The 15,630-nt window shown below is 36.4% G+C and carries 12 protein-coding genes; all 12 read left to right on the top strand.

All coding sequences use genetic code 11. The features are described from left to right. Positions 1–154 precede the first annotated feature (154 nt). The gene (locus ACN1CN_RS20415; protein ID WP_291286627.1) at positions 155–1,780 is read left to right on the top strand and encodes an MBL fold metallo-hydrolase; all 1,626 of its coding nucleotides are present in this window, start codon (positions 155–157) and stop codon (positions 1,778–1,780) included. A 68-nt stretch (positions 1,781–1,848) separates the two neighbouring features. After that, on the top strand, positions 1,849–4,218 hold the full coding sequence (locus tag ACN1CN_RS20410; RefSeq protein ID WP_419137222.1) for a TonB-dependent receptor domain-containing protein: 2,370 nt from the start codon (positions 1,849–1,851) through the stop codon (positions 4,216–4,218). 27 nt (positions 4,219–4,245) lie between these two features. After that, on the top strand, positions 4,246–4,968 hold the full coding sequence (locus ACN1CN_RS20405) for a thioesterase II family protein (protein WP_291286629.1): 723 nt from the start codon (positions 4,246–4,248) through the stop codon (positions 4,966–4,968). A gap of 173 nt (positions 4,969–5,141) precedes the next feature. Continuing rightward, entirely contained in the window at positions 5,142–6,794 is a 1,653-nt protein-coding gene (locus tag ACN1CN_RS20400; protein ID WP_291286630.1) for a cyclic peptide export ABC transporter, read from the top strand. Between the two features lie 169 nt (positions 6,795–6,963). Then, positions 6,964–9,339, top strand: coding sequence for a penicillin acylase family protein (locus ACN1CN_RS20395; protein WP_419137220.1), 2,376 nt, complete (start codon positions 6,964–6,966; stop codon positions 9,337–9,339). Continuing rightward, positions 9,339–9,710, top strand: a complete 372-nt coding sequence (locus ACN1CN_RS20390) for a hypothetical protein (RefSeq protein ID WP_419137218.1) — start codon at positions 9,339–9,341, stop codon at positions 9,708–9,710. The genes ACN1CN_RS20395 and ACN1CN_RS20390 overlap by 1 nt, the downstream gene beginning before the upstream one ends. Before the next feature lie 234 nt (positions 9,711–9,944). After that, positions 9,945–10,103 (top strand): hypothetical protein, encoded by a 159-nt coding sequence (locus ACN1CN_RS20385; RefSeq protein WP_264523084.1) that lies wholly within the window; start codon positions 9,945–9,947, stop codon positions 10,101–10,103. 306 nt (positions 10,104–10,409) lie between these two features. Next, positions 10,410–11,108, top strand: coding sequence for a 4'-phosphopantetheinyl transferase family protein (locus tag ACN1CN_RS20380; RefSeq protein ID WP_264523085.1), 699 nt, complete (start codon positions 10,410–10,412; stop codon positions 11,106–11,108). 132 nt (positions 11,109–11,240) lie between these two features. Continuing rightward, on the top strand, positions 11,241–12,491 hold the full coding sequence (gene ccrA / locus ACN1CN_RS20375; RefSeq protein WP_419137216.1) for a crotonyl-CoA carboxylase/reductase: 1,251 nt from the start codon (positions 11,241–11,243) through the stop codon (positions 12,489–12,491). A 307-nt stretch (positions 12,492–12,798) separates the two neighbouring features. Further along, entirely contained in the window at positions 12,799–13,830 is a 1,032-nt protein-coding gene (locus ACN1CN_RS20370; protein ID WP_419137214.1) for a helix-turn-helix domain-containing protein, read from the top strand. A gap of 104 nt (positions 13,831–13,934) precedes the next feature. Further along, entirely contained in the window at positions 13,935–14,402 is a 468-nt protein-coding gene (locus ACN1CN_RS20365; protein ID WP_419137212.1) for a nuclear transport factor 2 family protein, read from the top strand. A 26-nt stretch (positions 14,403–14,428) separates the two neighbouring features. Continuing rightward, positions 14,429–15,562 carry a nuclear transport factor 2 family protein gene (locus ACN1CN_RS20360; protein WP_419137211.1) on the top strand — a complete coding sequence of 378 codons (1,134 nt, stop codon included), beginning with the start codon at positions 14,429–14,431 and terminating at the stop codon, positions 15,560–15,562. Positions 15,563–15,630: the final 68 nt, after the last annotated feature.

Genomic DNA, 15,630 nt, shown 5'->3' with positions numbered 1-15,630 from the left:
AACCCGAACCGTATTTTTTGCCAACAGGAATATATAAAGAACGCCTAAAAATCAGGGCTGTCTTTATACTATTCCCGGGACCCCTTATGCCAATTTTTAACCCAATTTTTGAATCCGATAATAAAAATATTAATTAAATAAAACCAAAGAAAAAATGGAAATCCAAAATGATGATTTAGTATACATTAAAAAGAATTTAGCAATTGAACCTCTGGTAGACAATTGGTATGCTTGGCCACACTTAATATCACCAGCTACAGCAGCAATGAATATTAAAGACCGACATTTGAAAATTATGACATCATATGTTCAAAACCCTATGATTCACGCTGCGGCAGTAAAAACGCCAAAAATGTTAGGAGGCCCTTTTATTGATTATGATGGAAAAAGAGTAGATGAAATAAAAGGACTTATCGAAAATACAAAAGAGCAATGTGCTGATCTTTTACAATTGAGAGAAGATGTATTTGCGCTTAACGATATACTTAAAAAAGAAGCCAAAGGATACTCACTTATTGACTTATACAACAAAATACCGGAGAGTTTACAAGGTCTTGTAGAATTGGTATACGACATCAACAACAATCCTTCGTTCCGTATTTTTGAGTCATTACTATACGAAACAGAGTTTTACAAAGAGTCGCTTCAAAGTTTCAATTTGTTTTTAGTACACGACGACGATTCAAGATCATTTGTATTGAGTACGCCAAAACTGCCGGGAGAGGATATTTTGAGAGTAAACTTACCTTTAAAAAGCGAAAAAATTGATCAGCTTTTTGAAATGGAAGACCATCCGAAAACCTTCAGAGAAATTGCAGAAATATTTGAGATCGAGGCAGAAGACATTCCTTTGTTTAAATCCTTTTTCACAACAGAAAAATCGAAGAAATACGAGCGTTATACCGGAGACGGCGTTCTGACAAGATATTTCGGACATGCCTGTATTCTTACGGAGACCAAAAACACAACCATATTGGCAGATCCTTTAGTTAGTTATGGCTATGAGTCGGATATATCCCGATATTCTTATGACGACTTACCGGAATCTATCGATTACGTTTTGGTAACACACAACCACCAGGACCATATTCTTTTCGAGACTTTATTACGTTTGAGACGTAAGATCAAAAACATTATTGTTCCTAAAAGTAATGGAGGTTTCCTTCAGGATCCAAACCTGAAACTAATGTTTGAGCGAATTGGATTTAAAAACATTATCGAACTGGGAGAGATGGAGACCATTCATTTTGAAGATTGTTCGATTACAGGATTGCCATTTGTTGGAGAACATTGTGATTTGGACGTAAGAAGTAAATTATGCCACCATGTATCTTACAAAGACGGATTAAAAGTATTGTTTGCAGCAGATTCTTGTAACGTATCTCCAAAATTATACGAGCGCATTCATAAAGTAATGGGAGACATCAACATCATCTTCCTGGGAATGGAATGTGAAGGAGCACCATTATCGTGGTTGTACGGACCCTTAATGCCAGAAACTTTAGCCAGAGACAAAGACGAATCCAGAAGATTAGCCGGATGTAATTTTGAACAGGCCAAAGCACTTGTAGATGTTTTCAGACCAAGTGAAGTTTTTGTATACGCTATGGGTATGGAGCCTTGGTTGAAATACATTAGCTCGATAAAATATACAGACGAGTCCATTCCAATCGTAGAGTCAAACAAATTGTTAGCGTATTGTTTAGCAAATGGTATTGAACCGGAAAGGCTTTTCGGAGAAAAAATCGTCGAATACAAAAATAGTCTTGTCCTTAGTTAAAGACTTTAAAAAGCAGTAGCGTAAAAGCTCTTATGTCCGCAAATAAATAAATGTTAATAATTAATATCATGATAAAATCAATATTCATACATGCACTAGTCTTTTTATGTATCTCTAGCCTATCCGCCCAATCACTGACTCAGGTTTCAGGAACACTAACCGGAGAAGATCCAAATGAAAAGCTGGCTTATGCTTCGGTTATTGTCAGGCAGGATGCGTTGGTGGTAGAAACGGTGATTACGAATGATAAAGGAGAGTTCAAAATTGAAGGGATCAAAACAGGAAAGTACACGGTCGAATTTCAATTTTTAAGCTTCGAAAACGCAACTGTTGCGTTAGATGTAGACGGTTCTAAATCCAATATTAATCTTGGAACCACTAAGTTAAAATCGAATGTAACCTCACTGAATGAAGTCGTTGTTACAGCCGAAACCTCTCAACTGGCCTTAAAACTGGATAAAAAGGTATTTGATGTTGGAAAAGATCTGATCTCAAAAGGAGGATCTGCAACACAAGTACTGGACAATGTACCTTCGGTTAGAGTAGACCCTTCCGGTAGCGTAAGTTTAAGAGGCAATAGTAATGTACTTATTCTGATTAACGGGAGAAAATCGGGATTAACGTCGATTCAGGGATTAGAACAAATTCCGGCAGAAACAATAAAATCGATCGAGTTAATTACCAATCCTTCATCACGTTACGATGCATCGGGTTCAGCCGGAATCATAAACATTGTTCTGAAAAAGAATACTAAACAAGACCTGAGCGGTAGTATGACCTTGTCAACCGGAATACCTGCTGATCACCGAATATTGGGAAGCATCAACTATAAAAAAGGAAAATTTAATTTGTTTTCCAATTTTGGAGTTCGCTATTCTGATTACGTAGGACTTAATACAAGAGATCAGGTTACTACAACCAATGGAAATCCTCTTTTCCTGACGCAGAGAGAAGATCAGGACCGACATGATGATGGAGGGCTAGTGTATTTGGGACTTGATTATGCTATCGATGATAATAATTCAATTACAACGGCATTTTATAGAAATCAGACAAAAGATAAAGATACAAATACCTTTAATTACGAATTTTCGGGAGCAGATAACAGGCATATTCGAACCATAGCCGATTCAGAAGAAAAAAGAAGTTACAATCAATTGGAATTTAACTATACCAGAACTTTCAAAAAGCCGGGTCAAAAATTCACCATAGACGGTCAGTATGATTTTTGGGACAGTACAAAATATTTTAACATTCAACGAAGAACAATTACACCCAATAACGGAGACCAGTCGATCATAAATACAAAATCGAACAGAGGAAATGACGACGTTGTGATTCAGGCTGATTTTGTAACCCCGTTAAGCAAGACTTCAAATTTTGAGACAGGAGTAAAAGTGGAACACAGAATAGTTTCTACCGACTTTGCTGCAAATGAAGATGTGAATGGAGTTTTGCAGCCAATACCTGGTTTTAACAATGGGTTAGATTACAGAGAGCAGATTTTTGGTGGTTATGTACAATATGGAGATAAGATAAACAAATTCAGTTATCAATTGGGATTAAGAACAGAGTACACCACTATTCAGATTAAAGATCAAAACACCAGAAATGTTTTGAGAGACAGTACCTATACAAGATTGTTTCCATCTGTAAATTTGAATTATGCTTTGACCGAAAAAACAACGGCTCAGTTAAATTACAGCCAGCGTATCAACAGACCTAATTTATTTCAGTTGAACCCATTTCCGGAGCTTCAGGATTTTAACTCCCGTATTTTTGGTAACATCAATTTGCTGCCTTCTTTAACAGACGGTATAGAGTTAGGCATTTTGAGCAAAGTAAAAGGATTGGTACTGAACCCTTCGCTGTACTATTCAAGAACAAAAAACAATTTTCAATACTTCACGTCACAAAATGACCAGGATGTTTTTGAAGCGGTTTTAGTAAATCTTGACGAAGAAACACGCTTTGGACTGGAAATCTCGGCTCAGTATGCTCCGACAAAATGGCTGTCTTTAAATGCAGTAATTAATGCGTATAGTTTTGATCAAAAAGGAAATGTTGGTACAACAAATCTGGACTATTCTAATGAAACCTGGACGGCAACTTTATTAGGTCAGGCTAAGTTTCCTAAAAACTTTACACTTCAAACTAAATTTGAATACCAGGCAGCGGAGAGTGATGCTCAGACTCATACAAAATCATTCTATTATTTGAATATGGCTTTAGGAAAATCATTGTTCAAAAATAATGGCTCTTTAACACTTGGGGTAAGTAACATTTTTAATACCCGAAAAACAAGAGAAACCACTACTGGTAACGATTTTGTTGTAAACCAGATGACTAATTTTAATGCAGCCCGATGGAATCTTAATTTTAACTACAGATTCAATAAAGGTAAAAATAGAAAAGAGCATCAAAGCAACCGTGAATAATTAGTGCTACAGCTAAAAAAAATAACTATGTATTCAAATCAAAAAACACAAATATTTTTACTGCATTTTGCAGGAGGAAGTTGTTACTCTTTTGATTTTCTAAAAAATGATATTCACAATGATTTCGAATGTCATGCCTTAGAACTTCCGGGGAGAGGCAAAAGAAATCAGGAATCACATCTTTATAAAAAAACAGATGCTGTACTTGATTATGTGACTCAAATTAAAAAATTGAGAAGTTACAATCAACCCTATATTATCTACGGTCATAGTATGGGGGCAACCTTAGGGTTATCGGTAACAAAAAAAATGGAAGAGCAGCTTGACCCGCCCAACATATTAATTGTTTCGGGTAATCCGGGACCCGGTGCTTCCTACAATGATAAAATAAGACACGCCTTAAGCGATTCTGAATTTAAAGAAGAATTGAAATCCCTGGGAGGTGTGCCCCAAGAAGTCCTCGAAGATGAGGATTTGTACAACTATTTCAGTCCCATTTTAAGAGCAGATTTTGAAATTTTAGAAAAACATAAACTTTCAGAAGTAGGTCTTGTCATAGAAACCCCCATTTTTGCTGTCATGGGAGATCAGGAAGAAACGGTTAAAGACATTGAAAACTGGCAACTGTATACCAGTGGAAAATTTGATTATAAGGTACTGCCCGGAAATCATTTCTTTATTCACCGTCAGGTAAAAAAACTGGCAAAAATTATCAACGACTGTGCGGCCTATTCATTAGTAAGCCTATAGCATCAGGTAGAAGTGATAAAAAGAGGGATGTACTTATAGTTTTTTGTTAGAAAATACAAGCGTCTTGTCAGGCTTTCGCAAAAGCGATTACCCCCACCGGAAACTAAATCAGGTAAATAGCTACCCCTGCGTCGTGGGGCTGGGGTACTATTTGCAATTTTATTTAAAAAGATATGGAAAATAATATATCAGGAATTAGCGACTCTAAACTTATACCAATAAGACCCTTAATCGGATACTCTTTATTGGCTATAGTTTCAGGATTGTCGGGATTTGCATTTATAACAATAATCAATAAAATTATAAGCAATTCCATCACTTCTACCGAAACCGTACCGATGCAAAACTATCTGTACCTGTTTGTAGGCACTATTATTGTCTTTTTTGTTTCACGTAGATGGCTGGCAGAAGGAATCATCCGATTGTCTCAAAAAATCTATTGGGACATTAGAAAAGATGTTATAAAATTGATACTGAAGGCACCTTACCGAAAACTTCAGGAGTACAAAGAGGAAGTATATACGACATTAGTTACCGACGTAAACCATATTTCAAATGCCTCCTTAATGATTATTACTTTTTTTTCTTCGATTATTCTGATACTGGCCTGTTTAGGATATATGGCTTTTTTATCCTTAAAATTATTCGCGGTTAGTATTTCGGTTATTGCGGTGGGCGTAATCATATATGCGGTCAGATCAAAGACCAGTAACAAACAAATAAAAGAAGTAAGAGAATTAGAAAAAGTATTTGTCGGAATCTTTAACAGTATCCTTAACGGAGCCAAAGAAATTAATATCAACGCCGACAAAGGAACTCAGATTTACGATCAGAAGATCATGAAAATTGCGACAACCGGAGAAACTAAATACGTAACGTCGCTTTTAAAATATCTGAATAGCGAGCTTATAAGCCAGTTGTTGTTTTATGGTCTGATTACATTTATCTTAGTGTTTGCAGGATCAGTATTTCAGACTCCTCCGGCAGTTAAAGTAAATTTCATCTTTGTTTTATTGTATCTGATGGGACCTATTGTAAGCGTAATGTCGATTATTCCGGTAATGACCAGAGCATTAATATCGCTTAAGAAAATGGAAAAACTTAAAAAAGAACTTACCGAACTTGAAAAGATAAAAGAGGTAGTTAATAAAGAACAGTACAAAGATTTTTCAGATTTAAAAATACGCAACTATGCGTTCTCTTTTGGAGAAAATCAATTTTCAGTAGGCCCGATTAATTTTGACATTAAAAGAAATGAGATCGTTTATGTTTATGGCGGTAACGGAGAAGGGAAAACCACATTTATTAATACCGTTTTAAACCTTTACAATCTGGATAACGGAGAAGCTTATATCGACGGGGAATTAGTTCCGTTAAAAGAACTGGAAAAAATAAAAAACCTTTTCTCACCTGTTTTTAGTGACTTTTATTTGTTTGATGAATTCTACGGAATAACCAATGTTGATTATGATAAAATAAATAAATATTTGAAATTGTTTGAGTTGGAGGGGAAAGTGCACATCAAAGACGGCTATTTTTCAACCACCCACCTGTCTACAGGACAGCGCAAACGAATCGCTTTGATCAATACCCTTTTAGAAGACCGACCAATTATTGTATTGGATGAGTGGGCTGCCGATCAGGATCCGCATTTCAGACATAAGTTTTACACCGAAATTATCGCAACCTTAGTTCGCGATGAGGATAAAACAATCATTGCGATCACGCACGATGACAAATATTACAATACCGCAGATACCTTACTCAAAATGGAGTATGGTAAATTAGAAAAAACAAACATTTCTGAGCTCGCCGAAATCTTTTAAAACCGCTCAGAAAACACCTTAATGCTTTATTTTATTGGTCCTGCGCAAATTTCTTTTTACTCCCGGGTAAAAAGAGTGGGGCCCTATATGCCTTATAAAATGAAGAAATTAGGCAACAGACCTGCTTAAACCTATAAATGCTATTATTTAAAGATATAATCTCAACAAAATGAAAAGAAATAAAACAATTCGAATAGTACTCTTCGTCCTGTTATCTCTGGGCTGGATATTTATCATCACTTTTAACCTGGGGCCATTTGGTTCTTTAGGTAAATTAACGACCTATAAAACAGGATTGTTATCAGTGCCTTTGCAGAGTGATGGAATTCAAAAGATCCATAGTGATCAAAAATTAGACATTTATGTAGATAATGTTGGAATTCCGCATATCTACAGTGGTACAAAAAGTGCAGCAGCTTACGGGCTGGGATACATGCACGCAAAAGACAGGTATTTCCAAATGGAAATGATTTCCAGAATTGTACAGGGAAGACTGTCAGAGTTTTTATGGGCCGGAACCTTAAAATCGGATAAATTCTGGAAACCGTATGAGTTTGAACAAAAATCAGAAGAAATACTGGCGAGCTATAAAAAAGAAAACCCGGAATTTTACGCTTACTTACAAGCTTATTCTGATGGAGTAAATGCTTACTTAGATAATAATGAGAATACAGACCCTTTGTACAAAGCTTTAGGAGCAACACCAAGAAAATGGAAAACAGAGTATTCATTGTTGTTCACTTGGTACATGAGTTATACGCTGACTTATTTTGATCACCATATCGAACAACAGGAAATTCTTGAAAAGCTACCGGGACAGGAGATAACTTATTTTTATCCGCTACAGCCAAAAGGAATAAACACCATCTTACCTTCCGGTTTAATACCTTCAAGTACTAACCTTCCTAACATAGGCGCTCATACTTTGGGAACAGCTTCAGTAGATAACAGTCCGGAAGAATCATCATTATTTGATTTAGGAGCTAAATTAATGACAAAACATAAATTCAATCAGGGTGTAGGAAGTAACAACTGGGTGGTAAACAATACCAGAACAAAGAGTAAAAACAACATTTTGGCAAACGATCCACACTTGTATTTAACCCTTCCGGAAGCTTTTTATGAAGCACACATTGTAACAGGAAGTTTTAAAGCATATGGTTTTACAATACCAGGAGTTCCGGTAGTAGTAAGCGGTCATAATGATAAAATTTCTTGGGGAATCACAAATGGAGAATGGGATTTGGTTGACCGATACAAACTTCAGGTTAAGAATGACAGCCTGTATCTTTATGAAGGAAAATGGATTCCTTTTCAGATTAAAAACTATACCATTAAAGTTAAAGGAAAAGCAGACTACATAGAGAAATACAGAAGCACCGTACAAGGTAAAGTGATCAAGGAAGAAAATGGACAATACTATGCACAACACTGGTATGCTGCTGAAAAAAGCAACTCTGTAAAAGCAATGTACGAAGTCATGAAAAGTCAAAATTGGGATGGTTTTTCAACCGCTTTAAAAGACTATAGCTATCCTCCGCAAAACTTTGCTTACAGTGATGTAAACAATAATATCGGAATTGTATGCGCGGGTGAACTGCCGGCAAGAAACAGCGATTATATAGGTCAGGTATTAGATGGTAGTAAAAAATACACTCCGGTAAAAGCTTTAGATGCCTTTTGGTCAGCCTATAATCCGGATAAAGGATTTTTGTTTTCAGCAAATCAGCAGCCAATTCAAAACAATGTTTACTTCGGAGCACACGGTTCCAAAGACGATTACAGAGCCAAACGCATCTATTCTGTATTAGAAGGAAAGAAAGACTGGTCAGTTCCTGAAATTCAGAAAATGCAAAGTGATGTCGTTGACATTTCCTTAAACGATTTTAAAACATTACTAAATAACTATCCGGTAAAACAGAAATACAGCGGTATTGTAAAAGAACTGAAAAACTGGGATGGAAATATGAGTGGTGAAGGAAACCAGGGATTGGTTTTTGAAATGCTGCGAAAAGCCTCATTAGAAGAAGCCAAAGAATTTGCAAAGACCCGACTACAGGTAAAACAAGAACCTTCCTTACAGAATTTCTTAAAATACTTAAATGATAAAAAATACACCCTTCCGGGCGGTGATAACAAGCAAAAAATAGTAGACGCCATTTTTGAAAGAACACAGGAAACCTTAACCCAAACTTATGGAGAACAATGGAAAAAAGTGGCTTATAAAAAGATGTCTAAATTTAACATCAACAACATGCTCTTCATTCCCGGACTAGGAGAAAAAGTGGATAATATTGGAGGTAACGTGAATACGATTAACATCAATTCAGATAAGTTTCATCCGGTTTTCCGTGCAGTATATGAAGTAAAAGACGGTAACATACAGGCACATACCATTTTGGCCGGAGGTCAGAGTGGTTTAATAAACTCGGTACACTACAAAGATCAGATTGAATCCTGGAGTAAAGGCCAGTACAAAAAGAGCCAGTTTGTTTCAAACCCTGCTAAACTGGAAAGAATTATAAACACTATAAAATTTAACTAATGAAAAATATACTGAATTACCTGCCTTATATAGTTGTATTGCTAGCGCAATTTTTTATAAACAACTACAACATTATCGTGATCCTTACCATTTTAACAGGCTTTGTTGCCGCTTTTAAAATTGAAAACAAAAGAGTCTTTTTAAAGAGCTTTTTAGTAGGATTGGTAGCCTTTACCATCGTATTTCTTATCTACGAATCGCGAGTAGAATATGTAAAAGACCTTCTTGTTAATATCGGGTTACCGGGTCTTTTTATATACGTACTTTTTCCATTGTTTAGTGCTTTAAATACGGCAATTCTCTTCTTTATCGGTTATAAAACGGGTAGGTTGGTTTTAGAAAGAAAACTGGCAAGAGCTAGTCAGGCATAGGTTTTCAAAGAAACTTGCTCAATCTGGACAGCCCGGACAATGGTTTGAAGAGAACCACAACTCCAGACCGTTTTTATTTATGATTGCCATCCTATAGATACTGGTCGTTTCTTTCTAAAAGCAACGACCAGATACAGGAGGGTGAGTCTTCAGATCTCGCAGATTTAGTCTGTTCGTACAAAGCCATCCTCTTATTCTTTAAAAAAACTATTGATAACGTAAAACGCTAAAAAGATGAAAGATAATAAGCCGAAATGCAATTGCGCTAAAAATGGCGTAGTGTGCGCGCTTAAACTAAGTTTAAACAAACAAGGAGCGTCTGTAGCTGACACTGCTGCGAAAAACAAGATCGCTTGTCCTTTAAAAGCAGCCCTGTTTAGTAATGTTTCCTAAACTGTAATAGGAACCTCTAAAAAAGGTCTTTCAAGGTAAATAAATCAGCCACAACTAGCCTTTTATAGTTTTAGGAAGCTGGATTTAGATCAGATCCGTAGATATTCTGTGAGAATATGAAACAGTTAAAAAAATAACGTCATCGTTACAAAACGTAACCAGAAGATGACAAGGAATACTGAGAACATTATTCAATCATACCTACCGTATCATTGAAATCAAAAAATATAAAATATTGGTAAAGTCTAATGCAAAATATATAGTGAAAAAACTCATTGTACATTTTTTATACATCTTAATAGTATTATGCAAAATTCGACACATTACTTAGCCTTTAGTGATTTTGAATCTATTCCGAAAATAGATTTGAAAGAAGATGAATACTATTTATTTCAGTATTCAAGTGATTGTAATTTCGATCAGGGTATTCTGGAATATTACCTGCAATTTTTGCCGCAAAAATTTAGGCAGGAAGTACTTAAATACAGAAGATGGGATGACAGATTCAATTGCTTGTTTGGAAAACTAATGGTGTGTATGGGATCTCATATACTGGGAAACCCTTCGTTTGAATTTGAGAAAATTGTGAAAGACCATTATGGGAAACCATACCTGTTAGGCAGCAACTTCAATTTTAATATTTCCCATAGCGGGAATACAGTTGTATGTGTTTTCAGCAAGCAGGAAATAGGCGTTGACATCGAAGAAATCCATGAGATAGATTACTCCTTGTTTGAAAATGTTTTTTCCTCCGGGGAATTTGCAGAAATCAATCGTGACGGACTGGATAAATTTTACGAATTCTGGACCAGAAAAGAATCTGTCATCAAGGCCATTGGAAAGGGAATGTCTATTCCGCTTACAGAAATCGAAATCAACAGAGGCTATACAACCTATGGTGGTGACACCTGGTACACAAAAAGCTTTAAAATTGACAACAAGTACTGCTCGATTACGACAAAGCGTGATCAGATAAGAGCACAGGAAACACAGGTCATTTTTTAAAAATTGGCATACAGCATTCACCTTCTGCGAACTATGATAGCGGACAATTGTAGGTATCGCAGAAGGCAGAACTGGCCAAAACAACTTCCACAGCAAGAAAATAATTAAAAATAAAAAACGAAAAATTAAATTATGGAAAAATTATTACTTGAACTTGAGAGTGATACAATTCTCAAAGACCTATATGAAATGGATGAATGTCCACCAATAGGGCACACTCCGGCTCTAATGCATGCCTATGTCATACGACCGGAAAACCACGGAGCTCCGGATCAGGCGTTCCAGCAGGAAATTATTGCAACCCCTAAGTTAGGATTTAATGAAGTGTTGGTCAAAGTTATGGCCGCAGGAGTAAATTACAATGGGCTTTGGGCCGGATTAGGAGAACCGGCTTCCCCAACTGCCTTTCATGGTAAAGATTTTCACATAGCAGGAAGCGATGCATCCGGCATAATCTGGGAGGTTGGTGAAGGCTTAAAAAACAATCCTGAATTTAAATTTAAAATTGGTGATGAAGTCATTGTTCATTGTGGTCAAACCTGCGGGATATGTCAGGAATGCAACGGAGGTAACCCTATGATGTGTGAATCACAAAAAATATGGGGCTACGAAACGCCTTATGGTTCCTTTGCACAGTACACCAAAGTTCGTGCACAACAGTTACTACAAAAACCAAAACACTTAACATGGGCAGAAGCAGGAGGATATATGCTGACTTATGCAACGGTATGGAGAATGCTTTACGGATTTGCGCCAAACGATTTGAAACCCGGAACCAACGTATTGGTATGGGGAGGAAGTGGTGGTTTGGGAGCGACAGCGATTCAATTGATTAAACTGGCAGGAGCAAATGCAGTTGCTGTTACTTCAAGCGATGAGCGTGGAGAAAAATGTCTGGAACTTGGAGCTGTTGGTTATATTAATCGAAAAAAATTCAATTGCTGGGGAACTTTGCCCAACATTAACAACAAAGAAGAATACAAAGAATATCTAAAAGAAGTTAGGAAATTTGGAAGTGCCATTTGGGACATACTGGGTAAAAGAGTCAATCCGGATATTATAATCGACCATATTGGTTCACAAACACTTCCGGTAAGTACCTACGTGGTGAAATCAGGAGGAATGGTCGTTTTTTGTGGCGCTACCTCAGGATTTAATATGTCATTTGACGCCTCATTTGTCTGGATGCGACAAAAAAGAATTCAGGGATCTCACTTTTCATCACTCTTTGAATTGCATCAGGCCAATCAGCTTATTTTACAGAAAAAGTTCCACCCTGTTATATCCGGCGAGTTTAGCTGGGACGAATTGCCATTGGCACACCAAAAAATGCTGGACAACAGTATTGAATATGGAAATGTGGTCATCAACCTCGCTTCCTAATAAAACACCATAAGATTATTTTACACCTACCAAAAACAGTAAAAAATCAGATTCACTAAAATAAAAAAATACTAAAACGTAACCTCCAAAATCTTTGTGATTCTGGAGGTTTTTTTATGCCCAATAATCACTATTGGGCATGATTTGTTTACTCAAATTATTGGGTTTTACAACAATTGTATTTTTTCTTCCTGAAAAAAAATTACCTTGGTAGTGAAAATAGAACCTGTTGCTGCAGACCTGTTCGTTACATGGTCTAGGGAGAATCAGCGGGTAAAAAGGATATACCAAAAAAAGAGAGATAAAGATGCGATCACCAAATGAACTATTATTTTTTTTTAGTGCCTTAGGGGCATTTAATGGTTTTTTACTTTCATTATATTTTGCAATCAATGCCAAAAAGAAAATTTTTACCAACTATTTTTTATCCTTGTTGTTACTGGTTTTAAGTATCCGAATCATTAAATCGGTATTCTTCTATTTTAATCCTCACTTATCCAATACCTTTATTCAAATCGGACTTTCGGCCTGCATACTGATTGGTCCGTTTCTTTTTTTATACCTCAAATCCTACGCCCAAAATGATAAACCCAATTGGGTCAAACATGTAGTACCTTATTTGGGTATAATGACTGTTTTAGGAACCTTTTACCCTTATGTCGAACATCAGGCAATTTGGAGCAGAGGCATTGTAAGAGTCATCTATTTTCAATGGTTCCTCTACATCGTTTTATCTTTCAAATACATTCAGCCAATCCTTCAAAAAATCAGAGAGAAAGAAAGTTTAAAAAAGCTGGAAGTTTGGTTTTTAAGCATCTATTTTGGAGTCGCCTTTGTATGGTTTGCCTACACCTTTGCTGCTTATACCTCTTATATCGTCGGGGCTTTGTCTTTCACCTTTATTTTGTACCTGATCATTTTACTTTTAGTGTTCAGAAACAGTCAGGAAACTGTTTTTTTTCAGGAAAAAGAGCGATATAAAAATAAAACCATTGATCAGGAAACACTAGATCTGATCCGTCAAAAAATGACGATTATAGTCGAAAAAGAGCTGTTTTTAAATCCTAATTTCACTCTTGAAGAAGCGGCAAAAGAACTGAAAGTAACCAAGCATACCTTATCGCAATATGTAAACGAAGTATTGGGTAAATCCTTTTCAAACCTGATTAAAGAATACCGAATTGAAAAAGCTAAAAGTTTGTTAGAAACCGAAAAAAACTATACCATTGAAAGTTTAGGGTATGATAGCGGTTTTAATTCGAAATCAACTTTTTTTACTGCATTTAAAAAACAAACCGGTTTAACCCCCACCGAATACCAAAAACAGCACTCCAAATGAGTTCTAATTTATAGAATCATACTTCAGTTTTATAATCTAAACCCTGTAAAGTAAGACTATCCCGGACATTTGCATTCATTATTAATAACCTAACAATTTTAAAAATGAAAAAAGTGCTTTTGTTTATCGGATTAAGTTTATTGTTTTTTAAATCAAATGCTCAGAGTCAGAACACTGATGACGATTGGAGTCTGATTCATAAAACGCTAAATCTCTACATCGATGGTCAGGCCACCGGCGATTCAGTTATGGTAGGTCGGGCATTCCACAGTTCGTGGCAGCTGAAAGGTTTCAGAGAAAAAGAATTTATAGTAGTACCCAAATCGAAATATCTGGTAGGGTATAAAAAACGCGATACTAAACCAGCTAATTGGTCGGGGAGAGTCGTTTCTGTTGACTTTACAAATAACGCGGCCAGTGCAAAAGTAGAGATTAGTACTGCAAAACTATTATTTGTAGATTATTTCAATCTGCTGAAGACCGATCAGGGTTGGTTTATTGTAGACAAAATTTCAACCCGTACCCCTCACAAAACGGTTGAAACAGAGGTAAAACCAAAGGAGAAATCATAAACTAAGACCCTATAATTTCCAGAAAAATGAACAAATTAATAGTTTTAATACTGGTTTTTACAGGCCTGTATTCACAAAGTTTTTATGCACAGAAAAATATCCTATTTGTTACCTCCAATCAGGATTATTATGGACCTACAAAAATTAGCACCGCCAATCACTTTGAAGAAATAGTAGTTCCTTATGATGTCTTCACAAAAGCAGGTTACAAAGTTGATTTTATAAGTCCAAAGGGAGGAGCAATCCCTATCGGATATATCAATGCGTCGGATAGTATTCAAAAAAAGTATTTGTACGACAGCTGGTTTATGAGCAAATTAGCACACACCAGAAAACCGGATGAGGTTACGGCCAACGATTATGCTGCAATATTTTATAGTGGTGGAGGAGCAGCAATGTTTGGTGTCGCCGAAGACCAAACGATTCAAAAAATAGCAAGAGAAATCTATGGCAAAAATGGAGTTATCTCGACAATTTGCCACGGTACAGCAGGCATCGCCTACTTAAGGGATGAAAATGGAGTATCACTTTATGCGGGAAAAAAGATCACAGGTTATCCGGATAGATTTGAACGTAAAGAGGCGGAATACTACAAAACATTCCCCTTTGCAATTGATAAAGCCATTACAGCCAACAAAGGCAGTTTTGTTTATTCAGACAAAGGCGGAGATGGCTTTTATAGTGTCGACGGAAGATTTGTAACAGGGCAGGACCCAAGTTCTGCCACAAAAGTGGCTAATGAGGTAGTAACATTACTCAGTAAAAACTTTAAAGAACCCAATGGTACCGCTACAAAAAGCGATTCAGATCAAATCAGGGAGACGCTTCTGGATTATATTGAGGGTACTGCAAACGGTCAGCCGGAGCGTTTGCGAAAAGTCTTTCATCCCAATTTTAATTTGTACAGCGTTGCCAATGATACTTTGTGGATCCGTTCGGGCCAAAAATATATCGCTGATATAAAAGTCGGCCAAAAATCAAATCGAATCGGACGCATTATTGCCGTCGATATCGAAAAAGATGCGGCAATCGCAAAAGCAGAAATAAAAGTACCAAACTGGCGCACTTTTACAGATTATTTTATACTGCTAAAATATGAAGGAACCTGGAAAATAATACATAAAAGTTACAGCTGGCTGGCCACACCAAAAAAAGAATAACCTTAAAAACATCCGCTAACAGCAGTCTGATCAGGTGGCCAATACAATGAAAAAGATTAGTTTTTTTC

This window comes from Flavobacterium sp. T12S277 (assembly GCF_048514875.1).
Taxonomy (GTDB): Bacteria; Bacteroidota; Bacteroidia; order Flavobacteriales; family Flavobacteriaceae; genus Flavobacterium.
Note: the sequence above shows the minus strand (reverse complement) of the source record. Positions and strands in the feature narration are given on the sequence as shown.

Bases quoted from the DNA above. Each gene is read 5' to 3' on its own strand.
- ACN1CN_RS20380 (WP_264523085.1), top strand. From the start codon at position 10,410: ATGCAAAATTCGACACATTACTTAGCCTTTAGTGATTTTGAATCTATT.
- ACN1CN_RS20400 (WP_291286630.1), top strand. From the start codon at position 5,142: ATGGAAAATAATATATCAGGAATTAGCGACTCTAAACTTATACCAATA.
- ccrA (WP_419137216.1), top strand. From the start codon at position 11,241: ATGGAAAAATTATTACTTGAACTTGAGAGTGATACAATTCTCAAAGAC.
- ACN1CN_RS20365 (WP_419137212.1), top strand. From the start codon at position 13,935: ATGAAAAAAGTGCTTTTGTTTATCGGATTAAGTTTATTGTTTTTTAAA.
- ACN1CN_RS20405 (WP_291286629.1), top strand. From the start codon at position 4,246: ATGTATTCAAATCAAAAAACACAAATATTTTTACTGCATTTTGCAGGA.
- ACN1CN_RS20360 (WP_419137211.1), top strand. From the start codon at position 14,429: ATGAACAAATTAATAGTTTTAATACTGGTTTTTACAGGCCTGTATTCA.
- ACN1CN_RS20385 (WP_264523084.1), top strand. From the start codon at position 9,945: ATGAAAGATAATAAGCCGAAATGCAATTGCGCTAAAAATGGCGTAGTG.
- ACN1CN_RS20390 (WP_419137218.1), top strand. From the start codon at position 9,339: ATGAAAAATATACTGAATTACCTGCCTTATATAGTTGTATTGCTAGCG.
- ACN1CN_RS20410 (WP_419137222.1), top strand. From the start codon at position 1,849: ATGATAAAATCAATATTCATACATGCACTAGTCTTTTTATGTATCTCT.
- ACN1CN_RS20415 (WP_291286627.1), top strand. From the start codon at position 155: ATGGAAATCCAAAATGATGATTTAGTATACATTAAAAAGAATTTAGCA.
- ACN1CN_RS20395 (WP_419137220.1), top strand. From the start codon at position 6,964: ATGAAAAGAAATAAAACAATTCGAATAGTACTCTTCGTCCTGTTATCT.
- ACN1CN_RS20370 (WP_419137214.1), top strand. From the start codon at position 12,799: ATGCGATCACCAAATGAACTATTATTTTTTTTTAGTGCCTTAGGGGCA.